Source organism: Mesorhizobium sp. P2_H9 (assembly GCF_056403215.1).
The window spans coordinates 163,077-175,925 of sequence record NZ_JBFUFX010000011.1 but is presented as its reverse complement, the minus strand read 5'-3'; the positions used below and the strand labels follow the sequence as shown (position 1 = coordinate 175,925).

Annotated in this window: 13 protein-coding genes and 1 pseudogene; 8 read left to right on the top strand and 6 right to left on the bottom strand. The window is 62.2% G+C overall.

Features of this window, described 5'->3' with window-relative positions; translation table 11 throughout:
• The 3 genes from AC1DXN_RS21990 to AC1DXN_RS21980 all read left to right on the top strand — a co-directional run bounded on the left by AC1DXN_RS21990 (position 1) and on the right by AC1DXN_RS21980 (position 2,079).
• Positions 1-564, top strand: coding sequence for a GNAT family N-acetyltransferase (locus AC1DXN_RS21990; protein WP_477246712.1), 564 nt, complete (start codon positions 1-3; stop codon positions 562-564).
• A gap of 15 nt (positions 565-579) precedes the next feature.
• A complete protein-coding gene (gene dapB, locus AC1DXN_RS21985; RefSeq protein WP_477276017.1) occupies positions 580-1,386 on the top strand; it encodes a 4-hydroxy-tetrahydrodipicolinate reductase in 807 nt (268 codons plus the stop codon).
• Positions 1,387-1,611: 225 nt separating this feature from the next.
• Positions 1,612-2,079, top strand: a complete 468-nt coding sequence (locus AC1DXN_RS21980; protein WP_477246715.1) for a DUF1203 domain-containing protein — start codon at positions 1,612-1,614, stop codon at positions 2,077-2,079.
• A gap of 429 nt (positions 2,080-2,508) precedes the next feature.
• Here the strand turns inward: AC1DXN_RS21980 and ald are convergent, their stop codons facing one another.
• Positions 2,509-3,624: an alanine dehydrogenase gene (gene ald, locus AC1DXN_RS21975; protein ID WP_477276019.1), complete on the bottom strand. Its 1,116-nt coding sequence runs from the start codon at positions 3,622-3,624 to the stop codon at positions 2,509-2,511.
• A 212-nt stretch (positions 3,625-3,836) separates the two neighbouring features.
• On the opposite strand from ald, the gene AC1DXN_RS21970 reads away from it, so the two are divergent.
• A complete protein-coding gene (locus AC1DXN_RS21970; protein WP_010909317.1) occupies positions 3,837-4,310 on the top strand; it encodes an Lrp/AsnC family transcriptional regulator in 474 nt (157 codons plus the stop codon).
• Positions 4,311-4,870: 560 nt separating this feature from the next.
• Here AC1DXN_RS21970 and AC1DXN_RS21965 read toward each other — a convergent pair.
• Positions 4,871-5,521, bottom strand: coding sequence for a 5-formyltetrahydrofolate cyclo-ligase (locus tag AC1DXN_RS21965; protein WP_477276021.1), 651 nt, complete (start codon positions 5,519-5,521; stop codon positions 4,871-4,873).
• A gap of 175 nt (positions 5,522-5,696) precedes the next feature.
• Here AC1DXN_RS21965 and AC1DXN_RS21960 point away from each other — a divergent pair, with 175 nt between their 5' ends.
• Both AC1DXN_RS21960 and AC1DXN_RS21955 read left to right on the top strand, forming a co-directional pair.
• Positions 5,697-6,962, top strand: coding sequence for an NAD(P)/FAD-dependent oxidoreductase (locus tag AC1DXN_RS21960; RefSeq protein WP_477276023.1), 1,266 nt, complete (start codon positions 5,697-5,699; stop codon positions 6,960-6,962).
• A 139-nt stretch (positions 6,963-7,101) separates the two neighbouring features.
• Positions 7,102-9,081 (top strand): bifunctional 2',3'-cyclic-nucleotide 2'-phosphodiesterase/3'-nucleotidase, encoded by a 1,980-nt coding sequence (locus AC1DXN_RS21955; protein WP_477276025.1) that lies wholly within the window; start codon positions 7,102-7,104, stop codon positions 9,079-9,081.
• A 76-nt stretch (positions 9,082-9,157) separates the two neighbouring features.
• Here the strand turns inward: AC1DXN_RS21955 and AC1DXN_RS21950 are convergent, their stop codons facing one another.
• Together AC1DXN_RS21950 and AC1DXN_RS21945 are read right to left on the bottom strand one after the other, a co-directional pair.
• Positions 9,158-10,429 (bottom strand): class I SAM-dependent methyltransferase, encoded by a 1,272-nt coding sequence (locus tag AC1DXN_RS21950; RefSeq protein WP_477276264.1) that lies wholly within the window; start codon positions 10,427-10,429, stop codon positions 9,158-9,160.
• A gap of 138 nt (positions 10,430-10,567) precedes the next feature.
• A pseudogene (locus AC1DXN_RS21945) lies at positions 10,568-10,684 on the bottom strand (DUF1365 family protein); the annotation flags it as partial.
• Positions 10,685-10,808: 124 nt separating this feature from the next.
• Here AC1DXN_RS21945 and AC1DXN_RS21940 point away from each other — a divergent pair.
• Positions 10,809-10,943 carry a hypothetical protein gene (locus AC1DXN_RS21940; protein ID WP_477276027.1) on the top strand — a complete coding sequence of 45 codons (135 nt, stop codon included), beginning with the start codon at positions 10,809-10,811 and terminating at the stop codon, positions 10,941-10,943.
• 112 nt (positions 10,944-11,055) lie between these two features.
• Positions 11,056-11,346: a Dabb family protein gene (locus AC1DXN_RS21935; RefSeq protein ID WP_477276029.1), complete on the top strand. Its 291-nt coding sequence runs from the start codon at positions 11,056-11,058 to the stop codon at positions 11,344-11,346.
• On the opposite strand, the gene AC1DXN_RS21930 is transcribed toward AC1DXN_RS21935, so the two are convergent.
• A complete protein-coding gene (locus AC1DXN_RS21930) occupies positions 11,316-12,272 on the bottom strand; it encodes a glycosyltransferase family 2 protein (RefSeq protein WP_477276031.1) in 957 nt (318 codons plus the stop codon). The genes AC1DXN_RS21935 and AC1DXN_RS21930 overlap by 31 nt on opposite strands.
• Positions 12,269-12,748 carry a glycosyltransferase gene (locus AC1DXN_RS21925; protein WP_477276033.1) on the bottom strand — a complete coding sequence of 160 codons (480 nt, stop codon included), beginning with the start codon at positions 12,746-12,748 and terminating at the stop codon, positions 12,269-12,271. Before AC1DXN_RS21925 ends, AC1DXN_RS21930 begins: the two co-directional genes overlap by 4 nt.
• Positions 12,749-12,849 lie beyond the last annotated feature (101 nt).

Genomic DNA, 12,849 nt, shown 5'->3' with positions numbered 1-12,849 from the left:
ATGGAAAACGGCGCGCTGGACGACATTGAGGTGACGGTGACGTTTCTCGAAATGCATGTGCCACCGGCCTATTCGCCGCCGGTGCCCTACAACAGGCAGATCGCGCTGTTGAAGACCAAGGACATTCCGCTGCACTTCTATCGCTATCTGATGGATCGGGTGGGGCGCAAATGGCACTGGGTCAACGTGCTCAGGCTGGACGATGACGAACTTGCGGCCGGCATCCATCGCGAGGACCGCGACATCAGGGTGCTTTATGTCGACGGTGCACCGGCCGGTTTCTTCGACCTCAAGCCGCATTTGCCGGAGGAAGTCGAGCTCGCCTATTTCGGCATGATGGAACACGCGACCGGGCAAGGCATCGGCCGCTGGTTCCTGGGCGCGGCGATCGCTGCCGCCTGGTCGCACGGGCCGAAGCGGGTGACGGTGCAGACCTGCACGCTGGATCATCCGGCAGCGTTGCCGCTCTACCAGAAACTCGGCTTTGCGCCGGTGGCGCAAAAGAAGGAAGTGGTGCATCCGCTGCCTTTCCTGGAGCGCTCGGCCAGCGTCATGCGACCTTGATGGAAGGATCGGAAGATGGCGATACGGGTGGTGATGGCCGGCGCGACGGGCTGGGTCGGCAAGGCACTGGTGCCTGCGATCGCGGCACAAGCCGATATGACGCTGGCGGGCGCCGTTTCGCGCAGTGGCGCTGGACAGGATTGCGGCCTGCTGGTTGGTGTGCCGGCCAACGGTGTGATCATTTCCGCTTCGCTGGCGCAAGCGCTGGAGGCGTCGTCCGATGTGCTGGTCGACTACACCAAGCCGGATGTGGTGAAAGGTCATGCGCTGCTGGCCATCGAAAAGGGACGCCATGTGGTGATCGGCACGTCGGGACTGGGGGCTGCCGACTATGCCGAGATCGATGCCGCAGCGCGCGCCAATCGGGTTGGCGTGATCGCCGCCGGCAATTTCTCGATCACCGCCACGCTGATGAAGCGCTTTGCGCTGATGGCGGCGAAATACGTGCCGGATGTCGAGGTCATCGACTATGCCAGCGCCAGAAAGCCGGACGCACCGTCCGGCACCGCGCGCGAGCTTGCGGAAGCGCTGGCCGAAATCCGCCAGGCATCGACCGCGCGGCCAATCGCCGAGGTCTCCGGCGTGCCGGGAACGCGCGGCGCGGCGGTCGGTGCCGGCGAGGGGGTGCAGGTGCATGCGCTTCGGCTGCCTTCCTACATCCTGTCCTGCGAGGCCCTGTTCGGCCTGCCCGACGAGCGGCTGACCATCCGCCATGACGCCGGCTCGTCGGCAGCTCCTTACGTGGCTGGCACGCTGCTTGCGATCAGGCGCGTGCAGGAGTTCACAGGACTGATCCGTAGTCTGGACGCTCTCATGGACTAGGGCGCGCTGATATTCAGGTGAGGCCGGCCTGCAAATGGCGGCTTCCTGCGCTTCCGGTGCTCACGTACGAAAAGTACGCTCCGCTCCGGTTCTCGGAATCCCACATTTTCGGCTCGGCCTGACCTGAATCTCAACACACCCTGGGGCTGTCACTTGGCAGGAATCGGGTGGGAAGCGCAGCAGTGGGAGCATAATTTCCGGTCAACGAACACCGGAGGTTTCGCCATGTCCATCCAGTTCAAAGCCTTGCCGACCGAAGATGTGAGGGCCTTCCAGCACGGTGCGGCCGATGCCTATGGCCGCACGCCAGAGCGGCAGATATCCGATGGCGATGGCGTGCCTTGCCGGCATTGCCTGAAGAACGTCGCTGCCGGCGCGCCCTATCTCGTTCTGGCCTACCGGCCGTTCCCGGCGTTGCAGCCCTATGCCGAGACCGGGCCGATCTTCCTGCATGCGCAGGAATGCGAACGCGCCGTCGAGGCTGACACGCTTCCCGAAATGCTCGAGAGCAGCGACTACATCGTGCGTGGCTATGGCAGTGATGACCGCATCGTCTATGGCAGCGGCGGCGTCATTCCGACAGATGCCATTGCGGCGCGGGCGGAAACCTTGTTCGAACGCGACGACATTGCCTATGTCCATGTCCGCTCGGCGCGCAACAATTGCTATCAGTGCCGTATCGAGCGTGGCTGAAGGCACGAAAAAAATGCCCGCCGATAGACTGGCGGGCAGTTGGGAAAAAATAGTTGCGACAGAAGCTGCGGCCGAAGCCGCCGGCAAAGCCTGGTATTCGCCAGCGTTTGGGAGGCGGCTCGAGCCGACAGGGAACGGCACTTGTGTAGGCATGGTTCTTGAGCTCTGAATGTGAAGCACTTCACACAGAGCCTATTTGGTCATGGCGGCGAAGCGAAAGGCCGGTGAGGGCTGTCGTACTCCCGTCGCATAGAACCGCTAGAAGGTAGTCGTCGATCGATTGCCGACCGCGGATGAACCGGCGGCACATCTCGACATCGAGGAAGCGGGGCTTTGGCTCCGCTTTTTTGTTGCGCGCTTTTTGCGGTCAAGAAAAAGCCCGCCGGAACGAACCGGCGGGCGAGACGGGAGGAAGCTCTTGCTTGCGCGTCAGGCGGCCAGGACCGCCTTGGGTTCGACCAACTCGTAGCCGAGCGCTTCGGCGACTGCGCGGTTGGTGATCTTGCCCCTGTGGACGTTGAGACCGTTGCGCAGATGGTGATCGTCGATCATCGCCTTCAGGCCCTTGTCGGCGAGCTGCAGGCCGTAATGCAACGTCGCGTTGTTGAGCGCATGCGCGGAGGTGACCGGCACGGCGCCCGGCATGTTGGCGACGCAGTAGTGGATGACGCCGTCGACTTCGTAGGTCGGATCGGCATGCGTGGTGGCATGCGAGGTCTCAAAACAGCCACCCTGGTCGATGGCGACGTCGACCAGCACCGCGCCCTTCTTCATGCCGGACAGCATTTCGCGCGAAACGAGTTTCGGCGCGGCAGCACCCGGGATCAGCACGGCGCCGACGATGATGTCGGCCGAAAAGCACTCTTCCTCGAGCGCCTCGACGGTCGAATAGCGGGTGTGGACGCGGCCGGCGAAGAGGTCGTCGAGCTGGCGCAGGCGCGGGATCGAGCGGTCGATGATGGTGACGTCGGCGCCAAGGCCGGCCGCCATGCGGGCAGCATGCAGGCCGACGACGCCGCCGCCGAGCACGGTGACCTTGCCGGGCAACACGCCGGGCACGCCGCCGAGCAATACGCCGCGGCCGCCATTGGCCTTCTGCAGCGCGGTGGCGCCGGCCTGGATCGACAGGCGGCCGGCAACTTCCGACATCGGCGCCAGCAACGGCAGGCCGCCTCGGTCGTCAGTGACGGTCTCGTAGGCGATTGCCGTGACGCCGGAGGCCAGCAGGCCCTTGGTCTGCTCCGGATCCGGAGCGAGATGGAGATAGGTGTAGAGTATCTGGCCGTCACGCAGCTGCACCCATTCGTTTGGCTGCGGCTCCTTCACCTTGACGATCATGTCGGACTTGGCAAACACGTCTGCCGCCGTCTTGGCGATGGTGGCGCCGGCGGCGCGGTAGGCGTTGTCATCGGCGCCGATACCGGCACCGGCGCCAGTCTCGACCAGTACTTCATGGCCGTGGGCGACATATTCGCGGACCGAGCCTGGCGTCAGGCCAACGCGGTATTCGTGGTTCTTGATTTCCCGGGGGCAGCCGACGCGCATCTTTTTATCTCCTGATCCGGCCCTTTGGGCTCGTTCCCTGTTGTTTTCGTGCATGTCGTTGTCCCAAAACCGCTGCACACTTTTGGGCGACATGCATTGAGAGCAGTGAACCACGAATCGTTCCGAAAGTGCTTGCGAATGCGCTTGCGTGGGAGGGGTGTTTTCGATAATTGTTGCGCAAAATGGCCGAATAATCGCAGGAATCACGAAAAATGCCGCTCGACAGGATTGATATCGCCATTCTTGAGACTTTGCAGAAGGATGGCCGGATCCCCAATGCAGCCCTTGCCGAGAAGGTCGGCCTGTCGCAGTCGGCCTGTTCGCGGCGGCTGGACAATCTGGAGAAATCCGGAACCATCCGCGGCTATCACGCCCGGCTTTCCAATGCCGCCCTTGGGCACCAGATGACAGCGATCGTGCATATATCGCTGTCGGGGCAGTTCGAGAAGACGCTGTCGGATTTCGAGGCGGCAATCAAGCGTTGTCCCAACGTGCTGTCGTGCCATCTGATGTCGGGCGAATACGACTATATCCTGCGCATCGCGGCCAAGGACCTCGTCGACTATGAGCGCATCCACAAGGAGTGGCTGTCGGCGATGCCGCATGTGACGAAGATCAATTCGTCATTCGCCTTGCGTGAGATCGTCGATCGCACGGCGATGGGCATGAAGCCGGAAATGGCTTAGCGCCAAAGGCACACCCGGACGTCCTTCCCTAGATAACATGCGCCTTCGCGGCGAAGTGCCTCCCAACGTTCGTCACCGTGAGTTTCGGAAATGTCCGAGTTCGCATAGCCGCTCCAAACATCACCGTCCTTGTAGACAACCGCCCAGTAATCTTCGGACCTTTCATCAGCCCCACTATGCGTATCGGGATAGTCGATGCCCGCAAAAACTTGCCGGGGTCCCTGGATATTAAAATCTCCGCCGGTCTCGATTTGATAGGAGCATTTTCCGGATATGCGGGTCTGACCGTCAACAACAAGCAGGCAGCGGCCCCATTTATAGCCGCTCGGCAAACGATGCCGTGGTTGCGCATGCGAAGGCGAAAAGCAAAACGCTATTGCAAGGGCAGCCGCTATAGTTCGTCCGATCATATTAACATCCGTTGTGAAGCAGCCGATCTAATGAGCGACCGGACACTGTTGGATCCGCCCACAGCGCATGTCGAAACGGTCCCCCGCAGCATGGTCCGCTCAAAGACTATTTATCGCCCAAGTCGGATTTTTGTCACGTGACATTTGCGCTTAGGCCTCGGTGACGATCCGATCCATCGGGATGTCGTGCGGCTGCGGATAGATGGTCGCGATGCGCTGCAGTTCGTAGCCGATGCCGATGACCAGCGGCTTGAACGGCATCGCGGCCAGCGTGCGATCGAAGAAGCCGCCGCCATAGCCCAGTCGGTAGTGACCGGGATCGATGCCGACGATCGGCGAAATGACGATATCGGGCAACACCGGGTCGCCTTGCGCCGGGATCGGGATGTTCCAGACGCCCTTTTCCAGCCGGTCGCCGGGCACGTAGGCGCGAAAGACTAGCGGTTGGCCTTTCTCGATGACCACAGGCAGCGCGGTGCGGCCGCCACGTTCGTTGATGGAAGCCATCCAGGGCCGCAGGTCCGGCTCGCCGCGAAATGGCCAATAGAGGCTGACCATGCGGCCGGCGATGTCGCCGATGACGGCGTCAAGACCTTCGGCTATGCGCTGCGACATGGCCGCCCGCGCGTCGGCGGAAACGGCGAGACGGGCCGCGATCAGCCGCTCGCGCTCGGCTTTGCGCCAGCGTTTCACGTCGGTCCAGTCGGTCAAGGGCATCCGAAACTCCGGATCGAATTCATGCATGAAGCAGGGTGGCGAAGCGTACTGCGCCGGACCTTCGTCGTCATGATCGTTGGCCATGCTTCATCCTCGGCATCCTGTTTCGGCAACGCTATACCCCGGCCTTGGTGTGCGGCATGTGCGTTCACGACATCGAACGGCGACTCCGGGCAGTCGTTCCAGGTCCAGATATTGTTGCGGTGCACAAAAATACCTAGATCAAGCTTGATGATCTTGCTCTCCTGAGGTGAATGAGATGAACGAAGCCAGCCATCATGTCGTCGTTGTCGGCGCAGGTTTCGGCGGTCTCGAATTCACCCGTGCGCTTGCTGGCGCGCCGGTGCGCATCACCATGATCGACAAGCGCAACCATCACCTGTTCCAGCCGCTGCTCTACCAGGTGGCGACGACGGCGCTGGCGACCTCGGAGGTCGCCTGGCCGATCCGGCACCTGTTGCGCAAGCGCAAGGACGTGACAACGCTGCTCGCCAATGTCAGTGGCGTCGACCGCGCCGGCAAGCGCGTGCTGCTCGATGACGGCAGTGCCGTCGCCTACGACACGCTGGTGCTGGCCACCGGAGCCCGCCACGCCTATTTCGGCCATGACGAATGGGAGCCTTTCGCGCCGGGGCTAAAGACGCTGGAGGACGCCACCACCATTCGGCGACGCATTCTGCTGGCGTTCGAGCAGGCCGAGCGCGAAACCGACCCTGCCAAACGCCAAGCGCTTCTGACCATTGCGATTGTCGGTGGCGGGCCGACCGGTGTGGAGCTTGCCGGCACCATCATCGAACTGGCGCATGACACGCTACGCGGCGAATTCCGCAACATCGATACGCGGCAAACGCGCGTGGTGCTGATCGAGGCCGGTGACCGCATCCTTGCCAATTTCGCGCCAAAACTCTCCGATTACGCTGGAAAGGCGCTCGAGCGGCTGGGCGTGACGATCGAGCTCGGCCGGGCCGTGACGCGCTGCGACGCCGAAGGCGTGGTCTTTGGTGACAGGCAACTGGCGGCCCGAACGATCCTCTGGGCAGCCGGCGTTGCCGCTTCGCCCGCCGCTGAATGGCTTGGAGCGAAGGCAGACCGGGCGGGCAGGGTGCTCGTCGAGCCTGACCTCAGCGTGCCCGGCAGCCCGGAGATTTTTGTCATCGGCGACGCTGCCCTCGTACTGCGGCCCGATGGACGGCCGGTGCCTGGCGTGGCGCCTTCCGCCAAACAGGAGGGCCGACATGTTGCGGCTACCATCAAGGTCCGGCTTGACGGTGACAGGACCGCGCGTCCTTTCCACTACAGCCATGCCGGCGATCTGGCGACGATCGGCAAACGCGCCGCCGCGATCGATTTCGGCTGGATCAAGCTCACCGGCTGGCTCGCCTGGTGGCTGTGGGGAATTGCGCACATCTATTTTCTGATCGGTTTCCGCAACCGGCTCGCGGTCTCGTTAAGCTGGCTATGGATCTATCTGACGGGCCAGCGCAGCGCGCGGCTGATCACGCAGGGCGATGAGGACAAGGGCTGACGTTTCGCTCCGGGAGGGTGTTTCATCCGCCCGTCACCTTTTCCTGATCGATTGACTTCGCGGTGGACATGGCCGGATTTCGGCGCGAAGCTTCTGCTTCGGGGTCTGGGCTTGTCACTTGTCGAAGTAGGAAGAAACAATGCCCCAACTGCTCCACCCCGTGTCCCGCCGCGGCTTTCTCGCCGGCGCCACTGCTGCAGGCGCGCTGATCATGCTCCACCCGTTCTCCGCTCGCGCGCAAGCCAACCAGGCGCATCTCAGGATCATGGAAACGACCGACATCCATGTGAATGTGCTGCCTTACGATTACTACGCCGACAAACCAAACGACACGATGGGGCTGTCGCGGACGGCGTCGCTGATTGCGGCGGTGCGCAAGGAAGCCACCAACGCGATGCTGATCGACAATGGCGACCTTCTGCAAGGCAATCCGATGGGCGACTACATCGCCTATGAAAAGGGGATGAAGGACGGCGACCTGCATCCGATCATGAAGGGCATGAACCTGCTCGGCTATGAATGCTCGACGCTCGGCAACCACGAGTTCAACTACGGCCTGTCGTTTCTGGATAAGGTGTTGGCCGGCGCCAATTTCCCGTTCGTCTGTGCAAACCTGATCCGCGGCACCGAGCTTGCGGCGAACCCGCGCGACGACAGGCTCTACCTCAAGCCCTATGTCATCCTCGACAAGAAGATCAAGGACGGGTCAGGCGCCGAGCAGCCGATCAAAATCGGCATCATCGGCTTCGTGCCGCCGCAGATCATGGTGTGGGACCTGAAGAACCTGGAGGGCAACGTCAAGACGCGCGACATCGTCGAAGCGGCCAAGGCCTGGGTGCCTGAGATGAAGGAGGCGGGCGCCGACATCGTCATTGCGCTCTCGCATTCCGGCATCGACATCAAGCAGGGCGACATGATGGAGAACGCCTCGTTCTTCGTAGCCGGCGTAGAGGGCATCGACGCGGTCTTCACCGGCCACCAGCATCTGGTCTTCCCCGGCAAGAAGGACTTTCAGTCGCTCGAGGCCGTCGATACGCAAAAGGGCAGGCTGCAAGGCAAGCCTGCCGTCATGGGCGGCTTCTGGGGCTCGCATATGGGCCTGATCGACCTGATGCTGGAGCGCGACGGCTCGAAATGGAAGGTCGTTTCGGCGACCTCCGAGGCGCGGCCGATCTACGAGCGGATCGACAAGGCGAACAAGCCGACGGTCGAAGACGACAAGCGCATTGTCGATGTTTTGAAAAAAGACCACGAGGCGACGCTTGCCTATGTGCGCCGGCCCGTCGGCAAGACTTCGGCGCCGCTCTATTCCTATTTTGCGCTGGTCGCCGACGACCCGTCGGTGCAGATCGTCAGCCAGGCGCAGACCTGGTATCTCAAGGACATCCTTAGGAATACGCAGTGGAAGGATGTGCCGCTGCTGTCGGCGGCGGCTCCCTTCAAGGCGGGCGGCCGCAATGGGGCCGACTACTATACCGACGTGCCGGTGGGCGACATCGCGATCAAAAATGTCGCCGACCTCTATCTCTATCCGAACACGGTGCGCGCCGTCGAAATCACCGGCGCCCAGGTCAAGGAATGGCTGGAAATGTCGGCCGGTATCTTCAACCGAATCGAGCCTGGCAAAGCCGACCAGGCGCTCATCAACACCGATTTCCCGTCCTACAATTTCGACGTCATCGATGGCGTCAGTTACAGGATCGACCTGTCACAGGCACCCAAATACGATGCCAAGGGCGGGCTGGCGAATGCTGGCTCAAACCGCATCGTCGACCTGATGTTCGACGGAAAACCAATCGATCCCGCAGGGAAATTTGTCGTCGCCACCAACAATTACCGCGCCGGTGGCGGCGGCAATTTCCCTGACATCAATGCCTCGAAGATCATCTATGAGGCGCCCGACACCAACCGTGATGTGATCGTCCGCTACATCATCAGCGAGGGCACCATCAATCCGTCGGCGGACGGCAACTGGTCGTTTGCGCCATTGCCAGGAGCCAGTGTCGTGTTCGAGACCGGCGCCAAGGCCAAGGATTTCATCGCGCAGGTGACGTCGCTGAAGATCGAACCGGCGGGCGAGGGCGAAGCGGGGTTTGCGAAGTACCGCATCATCCTCTGAAAATAGGTCTCGCGACACTTGCGCAAAGGGGCGAGGCGGCGCAGGCCGCCTTGCCGGGATTTCGTTGAGGCTGCCCTTACGCCTTGTAGACCACCTGACGGACGTCGATGTAGCTCGCCCTGAAGCCGGCTTCGCAATAGTGCAGGTAGAACTCCCAGAGTTTCTTGAAGCGGTCGTCGAAACCGAGCGGAACGATCTTTTCCCAGGACGCCCAGAAGCGCTGGCGCCATTCGGCGAGCGTGCGCGCATAGTCGTCGGGGAACACGCGCTCGCGCAGATGGGCAAGGCCGTGATCTGCGCCGAGCGATTTCAGGATCGACGGCGTCGGCAGCATGCCGCCGGGGAAAACATAGCGCTGGATGAAATCCGGTCGGGCGCGGTAGGTGTCGTAAGCGGCTTCGTTGATGGTGATGATCTGCAGGCCGGCGGTGCCGCCGGGCTTCAGACAAGCCTTCATCTTGGCGAAAAACACCGGCCAGTATTTTTCGCCGACCGCCTCGAACATCTCGATCGAGGCGATGCGATCATAGGTGCCGGTCTCGTCGCGATAGTCCTGCAGCTTGATGTCGACCTTGTCGGCAAGGCCTGCCTTCTGGATGCGTGCCTTGGCGAAATCGTGCTGCTCGCGGCTGATCGTCAGTCCGGTGACGCGGCAGCCGATTTCGCGCGCGGCAAATTCGGCAAAGCCACCCCATCCGCAGCCGATCTCCAGCACATGGTCCTTTTTGCCAATGCCGGTGTCCTTGGCCAGTGCGCGATATTTGGCGGCCTGCGCGCTTTCCAGGTCGTTGGCGCCGGTCGCGTAAAGCGCCGACGAATAGGTCATGCTTGGATCGAGCCATTCCTTGTAGAAGGCGTTGCCAAGATCGTAATGCGCCGAAATGTTGCGTTGCGAGCCGGTGCGGGTGTTTTCGTTGAACCAGTGGCGGATGCGCTGGACGGTGTTGATGAGCCAGCTGGCGCCGCCGGCGACACGTTCGCCGATGGCCGAGTTGATGACGAACAGTTCCAGGAAACTGGTGACGTCAGGGCTTTCCCAGTCGCCGTCCATGTAGGATTCGGCAACGCCGATGGTGCCGCCGGTAAAGGCGCGGCCGGGCAAGCGCCAGTTCTTTAGCACCAGTTCGGCGTCCGGACCGGGACCTTTGCCGCCGACGAGAACGGCGCGACCGTCAGGCATTCTCACCTTCAGCGAGCCGCGCGGCAGGTTCATCGCCGCCGACAGCACCATGCGCGCCTTGGCCGGCAGGCCTTTGACGATCTCGGCGAAATTGAATTCGTCGAGCTTGACCGCATCGCTCAACGCCATGCCGCCCAATGCTGCGCCCTTGTGTTCCTTGTATGCCATTTCACGTCCCTGCACTTCTGCGGGGCCGGCACAAAATCCACCGGCTTCCACACCCTCTCGCAGTTCATTCGCCAGGTTCGGCCGCTGCTGCCTGATCCCGGGTTGCTGGCCGGTTCGGGAGCGGGCGGGCTCGAACGAAAACGCGCGCCCTTTTGACCAGAGCTTCAGCGCTTCCCAGTGAATTCCCGCCACAATCTTCCACGTCATTAACGGGAACTTCAAGAGGCAAGCTGCGAGCCGGGCTGTGCCAAGCATTGGGCCTGGCCGGCAAAGGTCGCCGACAGCAGCGCTTCGCCCCTTTCCGTCTGGGGAATGCCAGGCGCTGGCCGGCGTTGAAAATCGCTATGGCAGCCGCCGCCTCCATGCGATAGTTTTAACCATGCGTTATGTTATCGTCATCTCCGCCATCACCTTTTTCCTGATCTGGGACGGCCTCTACAATCAGGGCCGCTATCTCGACACCACGGTCAGGGAGATGTCGCGCATCGTGCGCTATGTCACCGGCGTGGTCTAGTTTTTCACTCGACAACTCGCCTTTTGAGGTCGCCGGGCGCGACATCGTTGCCCGTTGACGCGACGGTTTTGTTGACACAAAACACGCGGCAAACCGATTGAGGAGGGCTGGGTTGATCCGGCACATCGTTTTCTTCAGCGCGCGACGCACAGAGGATGTCGAAGCCGTGCGTACGGGCTTGCTGGCGCTGGGCAACATCCCGCATTCCAGCCTCTTCGAAGTGACGCTCAACACCAAGGTCGATCCGCTTTCGGACGCGATCGACGTGGTTGTCTATGCCGAGTTCAGGGATGACGCGGCCCTTGCCGCCTACAAGGCCCACCCGCTCTATGCCGAGACGACCAGCAAGGTCAAACCACTGCGTGAATTGCGTTATTCGGCCGATGTGGTGTCGGCGGTCTGACTGAGCGCCTGCCTTTGCCGACGCCCCGCGAAATAGCCGGGCAGCACGCCAAGTCCTCCGGGCAGGTTGCCGGCCTTGCGCCAGGCTCTCATCTCCGCCAGGGCAATGCCGAAATGACCCTGAGCCACCGCCTTCACGACACCGCGAACCGTCAGGTAGCTGAGAATGGAGCGGTAGGCGGCCGTCTGATAATCCGGGCAGCGGGCGACAAAATCATCCAGCCCTTCGATGTAGCCGGCATGAGCGCGCGACATCGAGTTGGCTTCCCGGTATTTCAGGACATCGGCCGCATTGCCGAAGGCGATGCGATGCTGCTTGCTTAGCCTTATCAGGAACTCGCGGTCCTGATGGCGATTGAGATCCGGATCGTATCCGCCGACCGACGCAAAGGCGGTCCGGCGGACGGTGACGGTCGAGTTGGTCAGGGGGATGCAATGGCAGAACAAGAGCTGCCGTAGCCGTTCTCCGTCGGGTGTGCGGCCCGGCATTTTATGCAGACGTCGATATTCGTCCGCAACGTCGCTGAAGCCGTCGATGGTGCAGGCGATGTCGGGATTGGCATCGAAGAAAGCGATCAGCCTGTCCATGCGTCCGGGGCAGAAGGCATCGTCGGAATCGAGAAAGGCAATGAGCGGCGCGCTGCTCAGCGCAGCCCCTTGGTTGCGCGCCCGGTTGGCGCCGCCCGGGACCGACAGGCGATGCCAGGCCAGGCGCGGATCATCCAGCGAAGCCAGATAGCTTTCGGTGCCATCCAGCGAACCGTCGTCGACGACGATCAGTTCGATGTCGGCTCTTGGGCTGGACAGAACCGATGCCAGCGTGCGGGGCAGGCTTTCCCGCCGATCCCTCGCCGGAACCACGACGGCAAGCCGGGGCCTCGGGAAGCCCTCGGCTGCGGTGGGAAAGGAGGTTGGCAAGACTGTCACAGGGCAAACTCATACATGCTTGTGCGGGTGCAGCCAAACCCGGCCTTGAACGCCTCATCACCGATGGTGAAATCGAACATCGTACCGCCCTCGGCGGCCCAGGCCGCCATGACACGGTCGATTGCGACACGGCCTGGAGAAAATCGGGCATAGGCGGCGTAGTCGCAGGCGAGCAAAATGTAGCAAAAGCGCGCGCCGTCGATCAGGCCGAAGACGATGGCGACGGTGCCATTGCGGGAGGCGAGGCGCCAGGTGCGCGCCAGCTCGGAACGGGCGCCGACCGCGTTGGCAATCACCGTCACCCGACCACGATCCAGTCCCATCTCGGTGTCCGCGTTCCTCCCATATCCGTCCGTCAGCGCGACGACCCGGTCGGCGGACCGCAAGGCTGCCCGTTCCAGCCAGCGGGTGAGGTCATAGGGTTTGCCCTTGAGCCGCAATGCTTCCTGAAACCCCGACCACAGCGGTGTGTTCATCCCCCGCGCGGGGGATGCCCTACGTCAAATCCCTTGGCGGCAGAAGCGAAAATCAGGGCCATTTCTGGGCGTAATAGCGCCGTCGCCGGCGGCCGGGATTG